13 protein-coding genes are annotated in these 12,445 nt (G+C 61.5%); 1 reads left to right on the top strand and 12 read right to left on the bottom strand.

The features are described from left to right. Positions 1-31: 31 nt before the first annotated feature. Together nusA and rimP are read right to left on the bottom strand one after the other, a co-directional pair. The gene (gene nusA / locus A9K68_RS00100) at positions 32-1,627 is read right to left on the bottom strand and encodes a transcription termination factor NusA (protein ID WP_065006127.1); all 1,596 of its coding nucleotides are present in this window, start codon (positions 1,625-1,627) and stop codon (positions 32-34) included. Positions 1,628-1,675: 48 nt separating this feature from the next. Then, complete coding sequence (rimP, locus tag A9K68_RS00105; protein WP_065005888.1) at positions 1,676-2,320, bottom strand: ribosome maturation factor RimP; 645 nt, start codon at positions 2,318-2,320, stop codon at positions 1,676-1,678. Between the two features lie 282 nt (positions 2,321-2,602). On the opposite strand from rimP, the gene A9K68_RS31195 reads away from it, so the two are divergent. Then, positions 2,603-2,767, top strand: a complete 165-nt coding sequence (locus tag A9K68_RS31195) for a hypothetical protein (RefSeq protein WP_082982091.1) — start codon at positions 2,603-2,605, stop codon at positions 2,765-2,767. 75 nt (positions 2,768-2,842) lie between these two features. Here A9K68_RS31195 and A9K68_RS00110 read toward each other — a convergent pair whose 3' ends face one another. The 10 genes from A9K68_RS00110 to A9K68_RS00155 form a co-directional block, all read right to left on the bottom strand. Continuing rightward, positions 2,843-3,544 carry a tRNA (guanosine(46)-N(7))-methyltransferase TrmB gene (locus A9K68_RS00110; protein WP_065005889.1) on the bottom strand — a complete coding sequence of 234 codons (702 nt, stop codon included), beginning with the start codon at positions 3,542-3,544 and terminating at the stop codon, positions 2,843-2,845. Positions 3,545-3,555: 11 nt separating this feature from the next. After that, on the bottom strand, positions 3,556-4,845 hold the full coding sequence (gene metK, locus A9K68_RS00115) for a methionine adenosyltransferase (RefSeq protein ID WP_065005890.1): 1,290 nt from the start codon (positions 4,843-4,845) through the stop codon (positions 3,556-3,558). A 343-nt stretch (positions 4,846-5,188) separates the two neighbouring features. Next, on the bottom strand, positions 5,189-5,608 hold the full coding sequence (locus A9K68_RS00120; protein ID WP_029356958.1) for a helix-turn-helix transcriptional regulator: 420 nt from the start codon (positions 5,606-5,608) through the stop codon (positions 5,189-5,191). Positions 5,609-5,745: 137 nt separating this feature from the next. Continuing rightward, positions 5,746-7,338: an apolipoprotein N-acyltransferase gene (gene lnt, locus A9K68_RS00125; RefSeq protein ID WP_065005891.1), complete on the bottom strand. Its 1,593-nt coding sequence runs from the start codon at positions 7,336-7,338 to the stop codon at positions 5,746-5,748. A gap of 121 nt (positions 7,339-7,459) precedes the next feature. Beyond that, positions 7,460-7,738 (bottom strand): hypothetical protein, encoded by a 279-nt coding sequence (locus A9K68_RS00130; RefSeq protein ID WP_156768169.1) that lies wholly within the window; start codon positions 7,736-7,738, stop codon positions 7,460-7,462. A 104-nt stretch (positions 7,739-7,842) separates the two neighbouring features. After that, on the bottom strand, positions 7,843-8,184 hold the full coding sequence (locus A9K68_RS00135) for a hypothetical protein (RefSeq protein WP_156768170.1): 342 nt from the start codon (positions 8,182-8,184) through the stop codon (positions 7,843-7,845). 420 nt (positions 8,185-8,604) lie between these two features. Further along, on the bottom strand, positions 8,605-9,354 hold the full coding sequence (locus tag A9K68_RS00140; protein WP_246811271.1) for an alpha/beta hydrolase: 750 nt from the start codon (positions 9,352-9,354) through the stop codon (positions 8,605-8,607). A gap of 411 nt (positions 9,355-9,765) precedes the next feature. Continuing rightward, on the bottom strand, positions 9,766-10,839 hold the full coding sequence (locus A9K68_RS00145) for a hemolysin family protein (protein ID WP_065005894.1): 1,074 nt from the start codon (positions 10,837-10,839) through the stop codon (positions 9,766-9,768). A gap of 27 nt (positions 10,840-10,866) precedes the next feature. Beyond that, the gene (ybeY, locus tag A9K68_RS00150) at positions 10,867-11,373 is read right to left on the bottom strand and encodes an rRNA maturation RNase YbeY (RefSeq protein WP_065005895.1); all 507 of its coding nucleotides are present in this window, start codon (positions 11,371-11,373) and stop codon (positions 10,867-10,869) included. Between the two features lie 12 nt (positions 11,374-11,385). Next, positions 11,386-12,435 carry a PhoH family protein gene (locus tag A9K68_RS00155; protein WP_065005896.1) on the bottom strand — a complete coding sequence of 350 codons (1,050 nt, stop codon included), beginning with the start codon at positions 12,433-12,435 and terminating at the stop codon, positions 11,386-11,388. Between the last annotated feature and the right edge of the window lie 10 nt (positions 12,436-12,445).

Genomic DNA, 12,445 nt, shown 5'->3' on the forward strand with positions numbered 1-12,445 from the left:
AAGGGCGGGTTGTGTGCGATGCGGTTTCACCTCACGCACCAACGGCTTCGTCAGCCGGCACGTCTTCGGCTGCAAGCTCGTCTTCGGTGATCCAGCCGGCCTTGAGGCGGGCGGCCAGAACCATCTGCTCGGCATCGGCGCGCGACACGCCGTGACTGGCGAGCACGCCGGGGAACACCTTCGTGTCGCCGTCCTTGCGTTCTTTCCAGCCGGTCAGGTCATCGGCCGCATAGCCGGCGAAATCCTCGATCGTCTTCACGCCGTCCTCGCCGAGCGTCACCATCATGGCGGTGGTCACGCCAGGAATCTCACGCAACTCGTCCTTGACGCCCAGCGCCTTGCGCTTCTCGTCATGCTCGGCTTCGATCTTCTCCAGATACTCGCGGGCGCGGGCCTGGATTTCCGAGGCGGTGTCCTCGTCGAAGCCGTCGATCGACGCGATCTCGTCGGCATCGACATAGGCGACTTCCTCGACGCTGGTAAAGCCTTCGGAGGCGAGCACCTGGCCGACCATCTCGTCGACGTTGAGCGCATCCATGAACAGCGCCGAGCGTTCGACGAACTCCTTCTGGCGGCGCTCGCTCTCTTCCTGCTCGGTCAGGATATCGATATCCCAGCCGGTGAGCTGCGAGGCGAGCCGGACGTTCTGGCCACGGCGGCCGATAGCCAGCGACAGCTGGTCGTCCGGCACCACGACTTCGATGCGTTCGGCATCCTCGTCAAGCACGACCTTGGCGACTTCCGCTGGCTGCAGCGCGTTGACGATGAAGGAAGCAGCCGAAGGCGACCACGGAATGATGTCGATCTTCTCGCCCTGCAATTCGCCGACCACCGCCTGAACGCGGCTGCCGCGCATGCCGACGCAGGCGCCGACAGGATCGATGGAACTGTCACGCGAGATGACGGCGATCTTGGCGCGCGAACCCGGATCGCGGGCGACCGACTTGATCTCGATGATGCCGTCGTAGATTTCCGGCACTTCCATGGTGAACAGCTTCGCCATGAACTGCGGATGGGTGCGCGACAGGAATATCTGCGGACCACGCTGCTCGCGGCGCACGTCGTAGACATAGGCGCGGACGCGATCGCCATATTTGTAGTTCTCGCGCGGGATCAGCTCGTCGCGGCGGATGATCGCCTCGCCGCGGCCGAGATCGACGATGACGTTGCCGTATTCGACGCGCTTGACGGTGCCGTTGACGATCTCGCCGATGCGGTCCTTGTACTCGTCATACTGGCGGTCGCGCTCGGCCTCGCGCACCTTCTGCACGATGACCTGCTTGGCCGACTGGGCGGCGATGCGGCCGAAATCCATCGGCGGCAGCTGTTCGGCAATGAAGTCGCCGAGCTGGGCGTCGGGATTGCGCTCGCGCGCGGAGGAAATGGCGATCTGCGTCGCATAGTCGTCGACTTTCTCGACCACTTCCATCAGCCGCTGCAGCTTCATCTCGCCGGTATTCGGATTGATGTCGGCACGGATGTTGGTTTCCTGGCCATAGCGCGAGCGCGCAGCCTTCTGGATCGCATCGGCCATGGCGGCGATGACGATCGACTTGTCGATCGACTTTTCACGCGCGACCGCGTCGGCGATCTGCAGCAGTTCAAGCCTGTTGGCGCTTACAACCATCGTTTTTCTCCCGAGCTTGTTGCCGAGCCTTTGCGCCCGGCAGCCCAATCACATTTCCTGTTCGGTTTCATCTTCCGCGCCCGCTTCTGCGCCCTCTGGCGCGTCTTCGGGTTCGCCGCGGCGCTTCTTGGCTTCCTTGCGCGCCCTGTTGTCTTTCGACAGCGCGTCGCGGATAAGGTCATCGGTCAGGATCAGCCGTGCCTCGGCAATCGCATCGTAGGGCACACGCACCGTCGGCTCTTCGCGATAGGCCGCCTTGTCGCGCTCGATCAGCACGCCGTCCGCGTCGCTCTCGGCGATCTTGCCCTTGAAGCGCTTGCGGTCGGCGACAAGGACCGACGTTTCCATCTTCACCAAATGACCCGTCCAGGTCGCGAAATCCGACTTGCGGACCAACGGCCGGTCGATACCCGGCGACGAAACTTCGAGATGATATGCCTTTTCGATCGGATCATCGACATCGAGCGCAGGCGACACCGCCCGGCTGACCTCTTCGCAATCCTCGACGGTCATGGTGCCGTCCTCGCGCTCGGCCATGATCTGCAGCGTCAGCCCGTTCTGGCCCGTCAGATGCACCCTGACTAGGCGGAAGCCGATGGCACGCAACACCGGCTGCACGATCAGCGCGATGCGCGCATCGATGCCGCTTTCGCGGATGATGCGGTCGTCGCTGTCGGGTACCGTTGCAGTCATTCGATTCCTGTCGCTTCATCGGCGGTCGGAAGGTAACAAAAAAGAGCGGGACCGGGTGGACCCACTCTTCGCCATACCGACCAAGAATTTGAGCTTGATATAGACGATCGCGGCCGCCGTTTCAAGTCCGCATGCAGGGTATGGTGAAAGTGCCGGGGGCAGCGTTGCGTAGGGCGCATGGCGGCCATGCGGCAACATCCCTGTGATATCAGGCGAAAGCGCTTATCTATGTTGCGCTGCACAAATTCAATCACGCATCGCAGCAGGCGAAAGGGCATAATCATGACCAACCGCAAAGTTTTCTCGGCCATCGGCGATTTCTTCACCGTGTTCGGCAGCGCCGTCGCCGCGTCGCACGCGGTCGAAGCCGGCCGCAAGCCACGCGCGCGCGATCTGCGCAATCTCGGCATGGATCCGGCCGCCTTCAGCAAGATCGGCCGCTTCTAAGACCGGCGACGCAGCGCGAGGACATCTTTGGTCCTCGTCGACGGCAAAGCGCGCGACGCGCGCTGCTGAGTAGGACTATCTCCGGACGAAGGTGAGATAGGCCGGCCGCCGGCCTTCGCGAATGGCCTTCGCCTCGTAGCGCGTACCCGGCCAACCCTCATAGGGCCGATGCCAGTCGGCGGCCTCTTCAGCCTGCCACGCAAACGCATCATGTACCCGGCAATGCAGCAGCGTCCAGTTCACATAGCTATCGATATCGGAAGCAAAGCGGAATTTTCCGCCTGACTTCAGGACGCGCGCGAAACGGTCGAGATTGACCGAACTGACGAAGCGTCGCTTCCAGTGTTTCTTCTTCGGCCAGGGATCGGGATAGAGAAGGTCGATGCCATCGAGCGAGGCTTGCGGGAGCCAGTCGAGCAGGCGCGTGGCGTCGTCGTCATAGACGCGAAGATTGGCAAGCGGCCGTTCCCTGACGGCCATCATCATCTTGGCCATGCCGTTGACGAAAGGTTCGACGCCGACAAAACCGGTTTCAGGAGCCGCCGTCGCCCGATGCAGCAGGTGCTCGCCGCCGCCGAAACCAATTTCGAGATGAATGGCACAGACATCGGCTTCGAACAGGCTGCGCAATTCGGCCGGCGGTCCGGCCGTTAGATCGAGCCGGTAGGTGCTGAAGCCGCTTTCCAGTGCCGCCGCCTGCTGCGGACGGATGGTCTTGCCGCGCCGGCGACCGAAAAATGCTTCGGTCGCACGGCTTGGCCGGTCTTTCGGATGCATGGACGCCGCGGCTAGGCCGCGACTGCTTCGGCGGGCGCTTCCGCGAGTGCATCCTTGAGCGCCTTGGCGAGGTCGGTCTTTTCCCAGGAGAAGGACCCGTCACGGCCGGCCTTGCGGCCGAAATGGCCATAGGACGACGTCTTCGCGTAGATCGGCTTGTTGAGATCGAGGTGGCGGCGGATGCCGGACGGCGACAGGTCCATCACGGTGCGCAGCGCCTGCTCGAGCTTTGCCTCATCAACCTTGCCGGTGCCGTGCAGGTCAACATAGACCGACAGCGGCTGGGCGACGCCAATGGCATAGGAAAGCTGGATGGTGCAGCGATCGGCGAGCTTGGCCGCCACCACATTCTTGGCGAGATAGCGTGCCGCATAGGCTGCGGAACGGTCGACTTTGGTGGTGTCCTTGCCGGAAAAAGCACCGCCGCCATGGGGCGCAGCACCGCCGTAAGTGTCGACGATGATCTTGCGCCCGGTCAGGCCGGCGTCGCCGTCTGGCCCGCCGATGACGAACTTGCCCGTCGGGTTTATGTACCAGTTGCAGCTGTCAGCGATCTTCAGCTCGCCGAGCGCCTCGCGAATATAGGGTTCGACGACATTGCGGACCTTCTTCGAATCCCAGCTGGCGTCGAGATGCTGGGTGGACAGCACGATTTGCGTCACTTCCGCCGCCTTGCCGTCGATATAACGGACGGTCACCTGGCTCTTGGCGTCCGGCCCGAGCCGGCCGGCATCGCCGTTGCCCTCATGGCGCGCGGCGGCCAGCAATTCGAGTATCTTGTGGCTGTAGTAGATCGGCGCCGGCATCAGATCCGGCGTCTCGCGGCAGGCATAGCCGAACATGATGCCCTGGTCGCCGGCGCCTTCCTCGCCTTGCCGGTCGGAGGCGTTGTCGACGCCTTGCCCGATATCCGGCGACTGGCCGTGCAGCAGAACCTCGATCTTTGCTGTCTTCCAGTGGAAACCGGCCTGCTCATAGCCGATTTCGCGGATCGCCTTGCGGGCGGCCGACTTGAACTTCGCCGGATTGACGAGCGGATGACCGGCGGCATCCATCAGGATGTTGCCGGCCTTGTCCTTCTTGAGCAGGGTCTCGGGGACGCGGACCTCGCCGGCGATCACGACGCGATTCGTGGTCGCCAGCGTCTCACAGGCGACGCGGACCTTCCAGGGGTCCATGCCAATCTTTCTGGCCTCGCGATAGACCAGATCGACGATCTCGTCGGAGATACGGTCGCAGACCTTGTCGGGATGACCCTCGGCAACGGATTCCGAGGTGAATAGATAGTTTTGCCGCGTCACGGGTGTCCCCTCTTGAAAAATATCGGCACGCTGCCGATTGGCGCGCCACGTGTTAGCTGTGCCGGGCGGCGCTCGTCAAGCGGTGCGGCCATTCTGGTATGAAAATCGCGTTATTATCTTGTACCACTGTGACCGGCGGCAGGATGCCGCAAGCGCGCTTAGCTCCAATACGTTGCTTAGCTTCAGCACGTTGATGAAAAAGACCTTGAGCATGGGTGTCGAGTAAAATCGATCCGCTCTCCGGCATGCCTATAGGATGTGCGCGAGATCGCGAGAATTTGCCTGCCCCGCTATGACGGCCTCGCCATTTCCGGGTTTTCAACGGCCAAATCAATCGGCCCAATCAATCGACTTCGTCGGTGGAAAGGGCCTTCACAAGCTCGATGATCTTGCGGCGTATCTTCACGTCGGCGATCTTGACGAAGGCCCGGTTGAGTTGAAGACCTTCAGGACTGCCGCAGAATTCGACGGCAAAAGCCATTGATGTATCCTCGGCAAATCCGCGGTTGCCCACGGTCTCCTGGCCCGGCGCGTCCTCGAAAAAGAAAGCGACAGGAACGCCGAGTATCGAGGCGATTGCCTGCAAACGGCTGGCACCAACACGATTGGTCCCCTTTTCGTATTTCTGTATCTGCTGAAAAGTTATGCCGAGGTTCTCGCCCAGCTTCTCCTGACTCATTCCCAACATATTGCGACGAAGCCTGATGCGACTTCCGACATGAATGTCGATAGGATTCGGCTTCTTCTTGTTTTCTTCTGCCATTTTTTCCTCGCCGAATTTTTCCGGCTTTTTGTGTTTTTCTGCCCAAACGAAGCCGGCGGCCGGTGCCCCAACACAACGACGTACCGACTTCGAGAAGTTTCAGGCCCTTACAGTATGAGTTTCTAATGTGTCGACTGTCAATTCGCCCGTAGCTTTTGCCTTACATTCGATGTGAAAGCGGCCAGGGCAAACAGCAACAAGATCATCAGTCCGTTAATGCGTCTTTGGCGCGAAGAAACGATGGCTTGATCGAAAATCGGCACATGTACATCGATGGCTCCGCGTGCGTCGATCGCCAGCGCGTCGAGGATGCGCCCGCGCGGATCGACGACAGCGGAGATGCCGTTATTGGCCGCGCGCAACAAGGGCACCCCGTTCTCCACGGCACGAATCTGCGCCTGCCTGAAATGCTGGTACGGACCCGGCGTGTCACCGAACCACGCGTCGTTCGTGACATTCACAATAAGCTCGGCTGACGTAGCGTCAATCGCCACCAGATCGGGAAAGATGACTTCATAGCAAATGAACGGAAGCACGCGGATGCCGCCGGACAGCGCGATCGGATGCCGCTCATTGCCGGCCGCGTAGGTCGTCGGCCCGGCGACGAGCTGTTTGAGCCCGAAGCGGCCAAGCAGGTCGGCAAGAGGCAGATACTCGCCAAAGGGCACCAGATGAACCTTGTCGACAGCATCTGCGATTTCGCCCTTGTCGTCGATCGCCACCACCGAATTGTAGTACCGCCTGTCGGCATCTGCCGCCGAGCCGCCCTCCTCCCGGACGACGCCGGCGATCAGCATCTGGCCGTCGTCAAGCATCTCTCCCAGCGCGGTCAGCGCATCGGGACGTTCGGCGAAAAAAAACGGCACGGAGGTTTCCGGCCACAGGATCAATTGCGGCTTGTCATGGCCGGCCTCCGGCGCCTTGGCCGAAAGCCCCATCAGCGTAGCGAAGATCCGGTCGGGCACCGAAGCGTCCCACTTCTCGCTGAGGTCGACAGCCGGCTGCACAATGCGGACGTCGAGGCTGCGCTCCGCCGGCTTCTCGGGAATAGCAAGCCGGATATAGCCGAAGCCGACATGGGCCGCGACGAGAACGGCAAGCAGTGCAGCTCCCAGGCGGACATGCCGGCGCGCCGCAAGCAGGGCCGGCAATGCAAAGACGAAGACCGCCAGCGCGTTCATGCCGACCATGCCGGTCACCGACACGCTCTGCATAAGCAAAGGCACCGGCATCGCCGCGTAGCCGACGGCATTCCACGGGAACCCGGTGAACAGAAAATCGCGCAGCCATTCCGCCAGGCCAAAACCGAAAGCAAGGGCAGCGATGCGGCCGATGTCGTTGCTCCACAGCAGCCGGGCAACCGCTGTTGCGAAGCCGTAGAAAAAGGCGAGGGCCAGCGGAATTCCGACCACCGCGAAGGGAAGCGCCCAGGCGAAACTGTCGGCCTCGACCAGAAGTGCCGAGCCGATCCACCACAGGCCGGCGAGAAAATAGCCGAACCCGAACCACCAGCCGATGGCGAAAGCCGGCCGCAAACGCCAGAACCAGCCATCGGAGGCTTCGCCGGTCGCGCCGTCGAGGAGCCAGACCAGCAGCGGAAACGAAATAAAACAGACGGCGAAGAAATCGTAAGGCGCCTGGGCAAGAACCGCCAGCGCGCCAGCAAGAAACGCCACAAACGTGCGGCGCCAACCCCACAGCAGAATTATCCGGCCGGCCAGGCGTTTCATAAATTCTTCCCAGTCGTGCGAATCACCGAGCAAGATTTATCAGGCTGCGGTCCACGCTCCAAACGGCCACCGCTTCAGCCGGCGTGCCGGGTTGAATCTTCGGCAATCGACCTTTGCGAGCTCAAAAGCAGGGTTCACAGACGAAGTGAGAACGATAGCGTGGATGCCCTATCAGCCTGCCAAAGCCGACAAGAAATGCTCCCCATGCGAGCACAACTGCCACAGCCATGATGCCAACTCCTGAAGCCAGTTTGCAAGCCAAGCCGACCGATGAAGAAAAGCGCCAAGGGCGTATCAACGCAACGATTGCGGCTGATGCCAGCAGAATAAGCACTGGAACGCCTAAGTCCACGGCGTGCATCTCCAGCATAAGAGCGAACGGAGTATCCACCTTTATCATCGGCTTAACCTCCCCTAAACCCTGAAGGCATTCAAGATGGCGACACCGATGACTTGAAGGGCCAGTTTTTCCACCCGTTGCGGACGCGGGCTCGCGCAAGACGTTCAGCTGTTGCCTAACCGTCTCCGCAGCAGGAAATGAAAGTCGCACAGGACAACCAGCCCAACCAGCATGCCGGATGTGGAGCCGACCACATCGCGCCAGCCAAGCTCGGACCAACTCAACACAGCTTTGGACAGGGCATACAGCGGGACCAGGAATGACAGCCCGGCGAAAAAGGCGGTTACGGCAAACCAGGTTCTTTCGAAAGAGAGCGCCTTCCGCCTATCGAAGCCACGAATTCGTGCGGTCCGCGAAATCAAGTGGCCGTAGGCTGCTTCGTCTTGCTTTCGCAGGCTCGGGATGAATATGGCGATGGAGCAGAGGAACGCTGCATACATTGCCAAGAGGCCTCTGAAAATCCGAAGGTGAGGATCACTGCCGAAGGGAGCCACGCAGTAGACCGCCCCGAGGAGCACCGCAGCCACAAATCCATAGAAACAAAGCCGGATGGGATGCCACCAGTCTAGCGACGCAAGAAACATTTTCCGCCTTAAACCCGCTGCCAATAAGCCAACAGAACTTCTTCCGCAGATATTGATTTCCGCTTTCCACCGTAACGGAAGTTCGCGGAATCGAAGACCATGCGCTAATGCCCGATTACAATCTTGAATATCGAAAGCTGCGCGAAGCGGGCTTCTCCGGCTGGTCGGGAGCCAATCGAGATGGGAACATCCGGACTCTGACAACCACGCTCATGTGGCTTGAAGCCGAATAGCTGTTAGCAGGCCAGCGAGGGAAAACTCTTCGCCCTTCCAATTCATCCATCAGTCTTCGCCGTCGCGCGACAGAAATGCGTTCAGCCGCTCCAGAACGAGGGCCGGGGCTTCGAGCTGAGGCAAGTGACCGACGCCAGGCAGTGTTTCGAACGACGCCCGCGGGATCAGCGCATGAAGCGCTTTGCCTCGCTCCAGCGGGATCCATGGATCGTCCTTGCCGCAGATTATCTTTACCGGACACGTAATATTCCCGAACACCTGCTCGACTTCGGCGGTGTACTTTTCGTCGGCTTGCGCGAATTGCCGATAGAAGCTTCCTCGTCCCTCCTCGGCAAGCCACGGCTCGACAAGCTTCTCGAAATCACCCGAATCGATGTCATTGACGATGGCCCCCTTGATATAGGCCTCCACGACCGCTCTGTGGATGTGCGACGGCAGGCCCAAAAAGGCATCCACATGACGACCGACGTGATCGAAGAACTCCGATCCCCACGGGCGCATGGCGACGACATTCATCAGAACATACCGCTCGAAGTCGCAGCCATGCAGCAAATGCGCCCTTAGCGTCGTCGCTCCGCCGAAATCATGGGCAACGACCATGGGCCGCTCAAGGTGCCAGTGCGCAAGCATCTCGGCGAATACCTTTCCTTGCACATCGAGTGAGGTGCGCTGCTCCGCGGCTTTGTCGGATCGCCCGTATCCGGGCATATCGTACCAGTGGACACGATAGCGCCTTGCAAGGTCTGGAATAATCCGATGCCATGAGAACGAAGACCACGGCCAGCCATGGGCCAGCACGAGCGCAGGCCCGTTGCCAGATCGACCCGCTGCCACAGCGCCCGCGGATGTTTCGACGGTCTCATCGAGTTTCCACGGCATCAGATATTCTCCCGGTATTCAGGACAGCGTCCAGATGAATTGGTTCGGAACCATATAGTTCGAGACCACTTACCAGCCATCGCTGAGATTGAGACGGAGATGCTAACGGTGCCAGCCTTCGATCCGTAGATCGCCCAGCCGCTCGGCCTCCTCGCTTGGAATGGTGCGTACGGTCTGGGAGGAAGGCCAGACGTGACCCTCAGGATCGAGCGCCCTATACCGTTGTTGAGAGCTTGAACGGATCGTCGACCGTCATCGGGCGGCGGTGCTTCAGGTTTTCTTGTCGCAGGTTCTTGTCCCAAAACCGCGAGACACTTTTGCGGAACCTGCTCACGCCTGCTCGGCGCGCACCGCGCGCCGGCGGCGCTCGCCCTTCTGGGTTTCCATGATGCGCACGCGCTTGACGCGGCGCGGATCGGCGTCGAGCACATGGAATTCGAAGCCAGGGATGGCCTGCACCACTTCGCCGCGGGCCGGAACCCTGCCAAGCGTGTTGAAGATCATGCCGCCGATCGTGTCGACATATTCGCCATGCTCGCCGGCGGCGAAATCCTCGCCGATCATCTTGGCGACATCGTCGATCTCGGCCTTGCCGTCGACGACGAACACGCCCTCGCCGGTCTGGGTGATCATCGGCTCGTCCTCGTCATGCTCGTCCTCGATGTCGCCGACCACCATCTCGACGATATCCTCGAGCGACACCAGACCGTCGGTGCCGCCATATTCGTCGATGACCAGCGCCATCTGGGTACGCATCGCCTGCATCCGCCCCATGAGATCGGAGGCGAGCATCGACGGCGGCACGAAAAGCACCGGGCGGATCAGGGTCAGGTCGCCTATGGTGCGCGTGAGATCGACCTTGGCGAGATCGAGAAGCGTGGCGGCGGCGGTTTTCCTGGTCGTCCTGCCCTTCCTGACGCGGGCGATCTTGGTGATGTGCGCGAGCACGTCGCGGATGTGGACCATGCCGCGCGGGTCGTCGAGCGTCTCCGAATAGACCGGCATGCGGGAATGGCCAGACTGCTCGAACAGCCCCAGAAGATCACCCAGGTTTGTCGTGATCTCGACCGCCTCAATATCGGCGCGAGGCACCATGACGTCCTCGACGCGCACCTCGCGCAAGCGCAGGATGTTGTTGAGCATGGCTCGTTCGCCGGGCGAAAAAGCGCCGGCATCGCTCGCCGTTTCGGCAAGTGCGTCGGCGATCTCCTCGCGCAGGCTGGCGCCGTTGCGTTGCCTGAACAGGCCGAGCACGCGATCGAACAGGGAAGGACCGGCAGGCGATGGCTCGCTGGCGAAGCTGCCGGTCGTGGTACTCGGACTCGAGCTCTCTTCCGTCTGTTCGGATGGCTTGGTCGCACTGCCGGCGTCTGGGCGGGCGGCAGTCTCTGGTTTGTCGTTCATCGTCGTCCGGTCATTTGATCTTTTTAGTTACGCGTAGGGATCGGGAATGGCAAGCCTCGCAAGTGCTGCGCGTTCGACGGCTTCCATTTCCTCGGCCTCGGCGTCGGTCTCGTGATCGTAGCCCAGCAAATGCAGCAGGCCGTGGATGACGAGATGGATGATATGGTTGTCGACAGGCTTGTCTTCCAGTGCGGCTTCCCGCGCAACCGTCTCGGCGGCCAGCACGATGTCGCCCAGCATGGGCGGCAGCGGGCCGCCCGTTGTGAGCGGAAAAGCCGGGAAAGACAGGACGTTGGTCGGTTTGTCCTTGCCGCGCCAGCCGGCATTGAGGCTGCGGATATGGGCATCGTCAGAAAAGACGATGCTGAGTTCGGAACGGCCGGCTACGCCGGTTTCGGCAAACGCAGCGGCAACGGCGCGATCGACCAGCCGCGTCAGCGCAGCCTCTTCCGGCCAGTCGCCCGCTTCGACCGCTATATCGATGTCGACGGGAACCGGAAGATCCTCGCCTCCGGATTTCCTGTCCTCAGCCATAAGGCTGCATCATCAGCCTTCGGCGCCCAGGCCCCGGGCCAGCTTGCCGTCGCGGTCGTAAGCCTTGACGATCTCGGCGACCAGCGGATGCCTGACGACGTCGCCTTCGTTGAAGCGCACTGTCACCATGCCGGTGACGCCGTCGAGGATCCTGAGCGCCTCGACCAGACCGGATTTGGTGTTTTGCGGCAGGTCGATCTGGGTCGGATCGCCGGTGACGATCATGCGAGAGTTCTCGCCGAGACGGGTCAGGAACATCTTCATCTGCATCGGCGTGGTGTTCTGCGCCTCGTCGAGGATGACGGCGGAGTGCGCCAGCGTGCGGCCGCGCATGAAGGCCAGCGGCGCGATCTCGATCACCTCGGCGGCTATCGCCCGCTCGACCTTGTCGGCCGGCATCATCTCGTAAAGCGCGTCGTAAAGCGGCCGCAGATAGGGATCGACCTTCTCCTTCATATCGCCGGGCAGGAAGCCGAGCCGTTCGCCGGCCTCGACTGCCGGCCGCGACAGCACGATGCGCTCGACCATGCCACGTTCGAGCAGCATCGCCGCATGCGCCACCGCCAGGAAGGTTTTTCCCGTGCCAGCCGGGCCGATGCCGAAGACGAGTTCGGACCGCTCCAGGGCGCGCATATAGGCGTCCTGGTTGAGCGAACGGGCATAAATCGTCTTCTTGCGCGTCGATATCTGGGCGGCTGACACCTTGCCCTTGCGCTCCAGCGTCGGCAGCGTCAGCTGGTCGTCGGCGGCGATCGCCATGCGCACGGCGCCGTCGACGTCCGACTGGCCGATGTCAGCGCCTTTCTGGAGAATGCCGTAGAGATTGTCCAGGGCGCGGCGCGCCTGCTCGGCGGCCGAGGCGGAGCCCTTGATGGTCAGTTGGTTGCCTCGCGAGCGGATATCGACGCCAAGCTTCTGCTCCAGCCTGGCCAGATTCTCGTCGAACTGGCCATAAAGGGCGCTGGCAAGCTTGTTGTTGTCGAAAGTCAGAACGATGTGCGCCATATCCGAAGCCCCCGATGGTAGGTTCTGGGGCAGGTTCTTCACTTCCGCAGCGCTCAACCGTCTCTCC

Origin of the sequence: Mesorhizobium sp. AA22 (assembly GCF_001672375.2) — a bacterium.
GTDB lineage: Bacteria > Pseudomonadota > Alphaproteobacteria > Rhizobiales > Rhizobiaceae > Mesorhizobium > Mesorhizobium wenxiniae.

Excerpts from the sequence above, each read along its gene's own strand:
- lnt (WP_065005891.1), bottom strand. The coding sequence starts at position 7,338 with ATGAAACGCCTGGCCGGCCGGATAATTCTGCTGTGGGGTTGGCGCCGC.
- A9K68_RS31195 (WP_082982091.1), top strand. The coding sequence starts at position 2,603 with ATGACCAACCGCAAAGTTTTCTCGGCCATCGGCGATTTCTTCACCGTG.
- A9K68_RS00110 (WP_065005889.1), bottom strand. The coding sequence starts at position 3,544 with ATGCATCCGAAAGACCGGCCAAGCCGTGCGACCGAAGCATTTTTCGGT.
- A9K68_RS00120 (WP_029356958.1), bottom strand. The coding sequence starts at position 5,608 with ATGGCAGAAGAAAACAAGAAGAAGCCGAATCCTATCGACATTCATGTC.
- nusA (WP_065006127.1), bottom strand. The coding sequence starts at position 1,627 with ATGGTTGTAAGCGCCAACAGGCTTGAACTGCTGCAGATCGCCGACGCG.
- A9K68_RS00145 (WP_065005894.1), bottom strand. The coding sequence starts at position 10,839 with ATGAACGACAAACCAGAGACTGCCGCCCGCCCAGACGCCGGCAGTGCG.
- rimP (WP_065005888.1), bottom strand. The coding sequence starts at position 2,320 with ATGACTGCAACGGTACCCGACAGCGACGACCGCATCATCCGCGAAAGC.
- A9K68_RS00130 (WP_156768169.1), bottom strand. The coding sequence starts at position 7,738 with ATGATAAAGGTGGATACTCCGTTCGCTCTTATGCTGGAGATGCACGCC.
- ybeY (WP_065005895.1), bottom strand. The coding sequence starts at position 11,373 with ATGGCTGAGGACAGGAAATCCGGAGGCGAGGATCTTCCGGTTCCCGTC.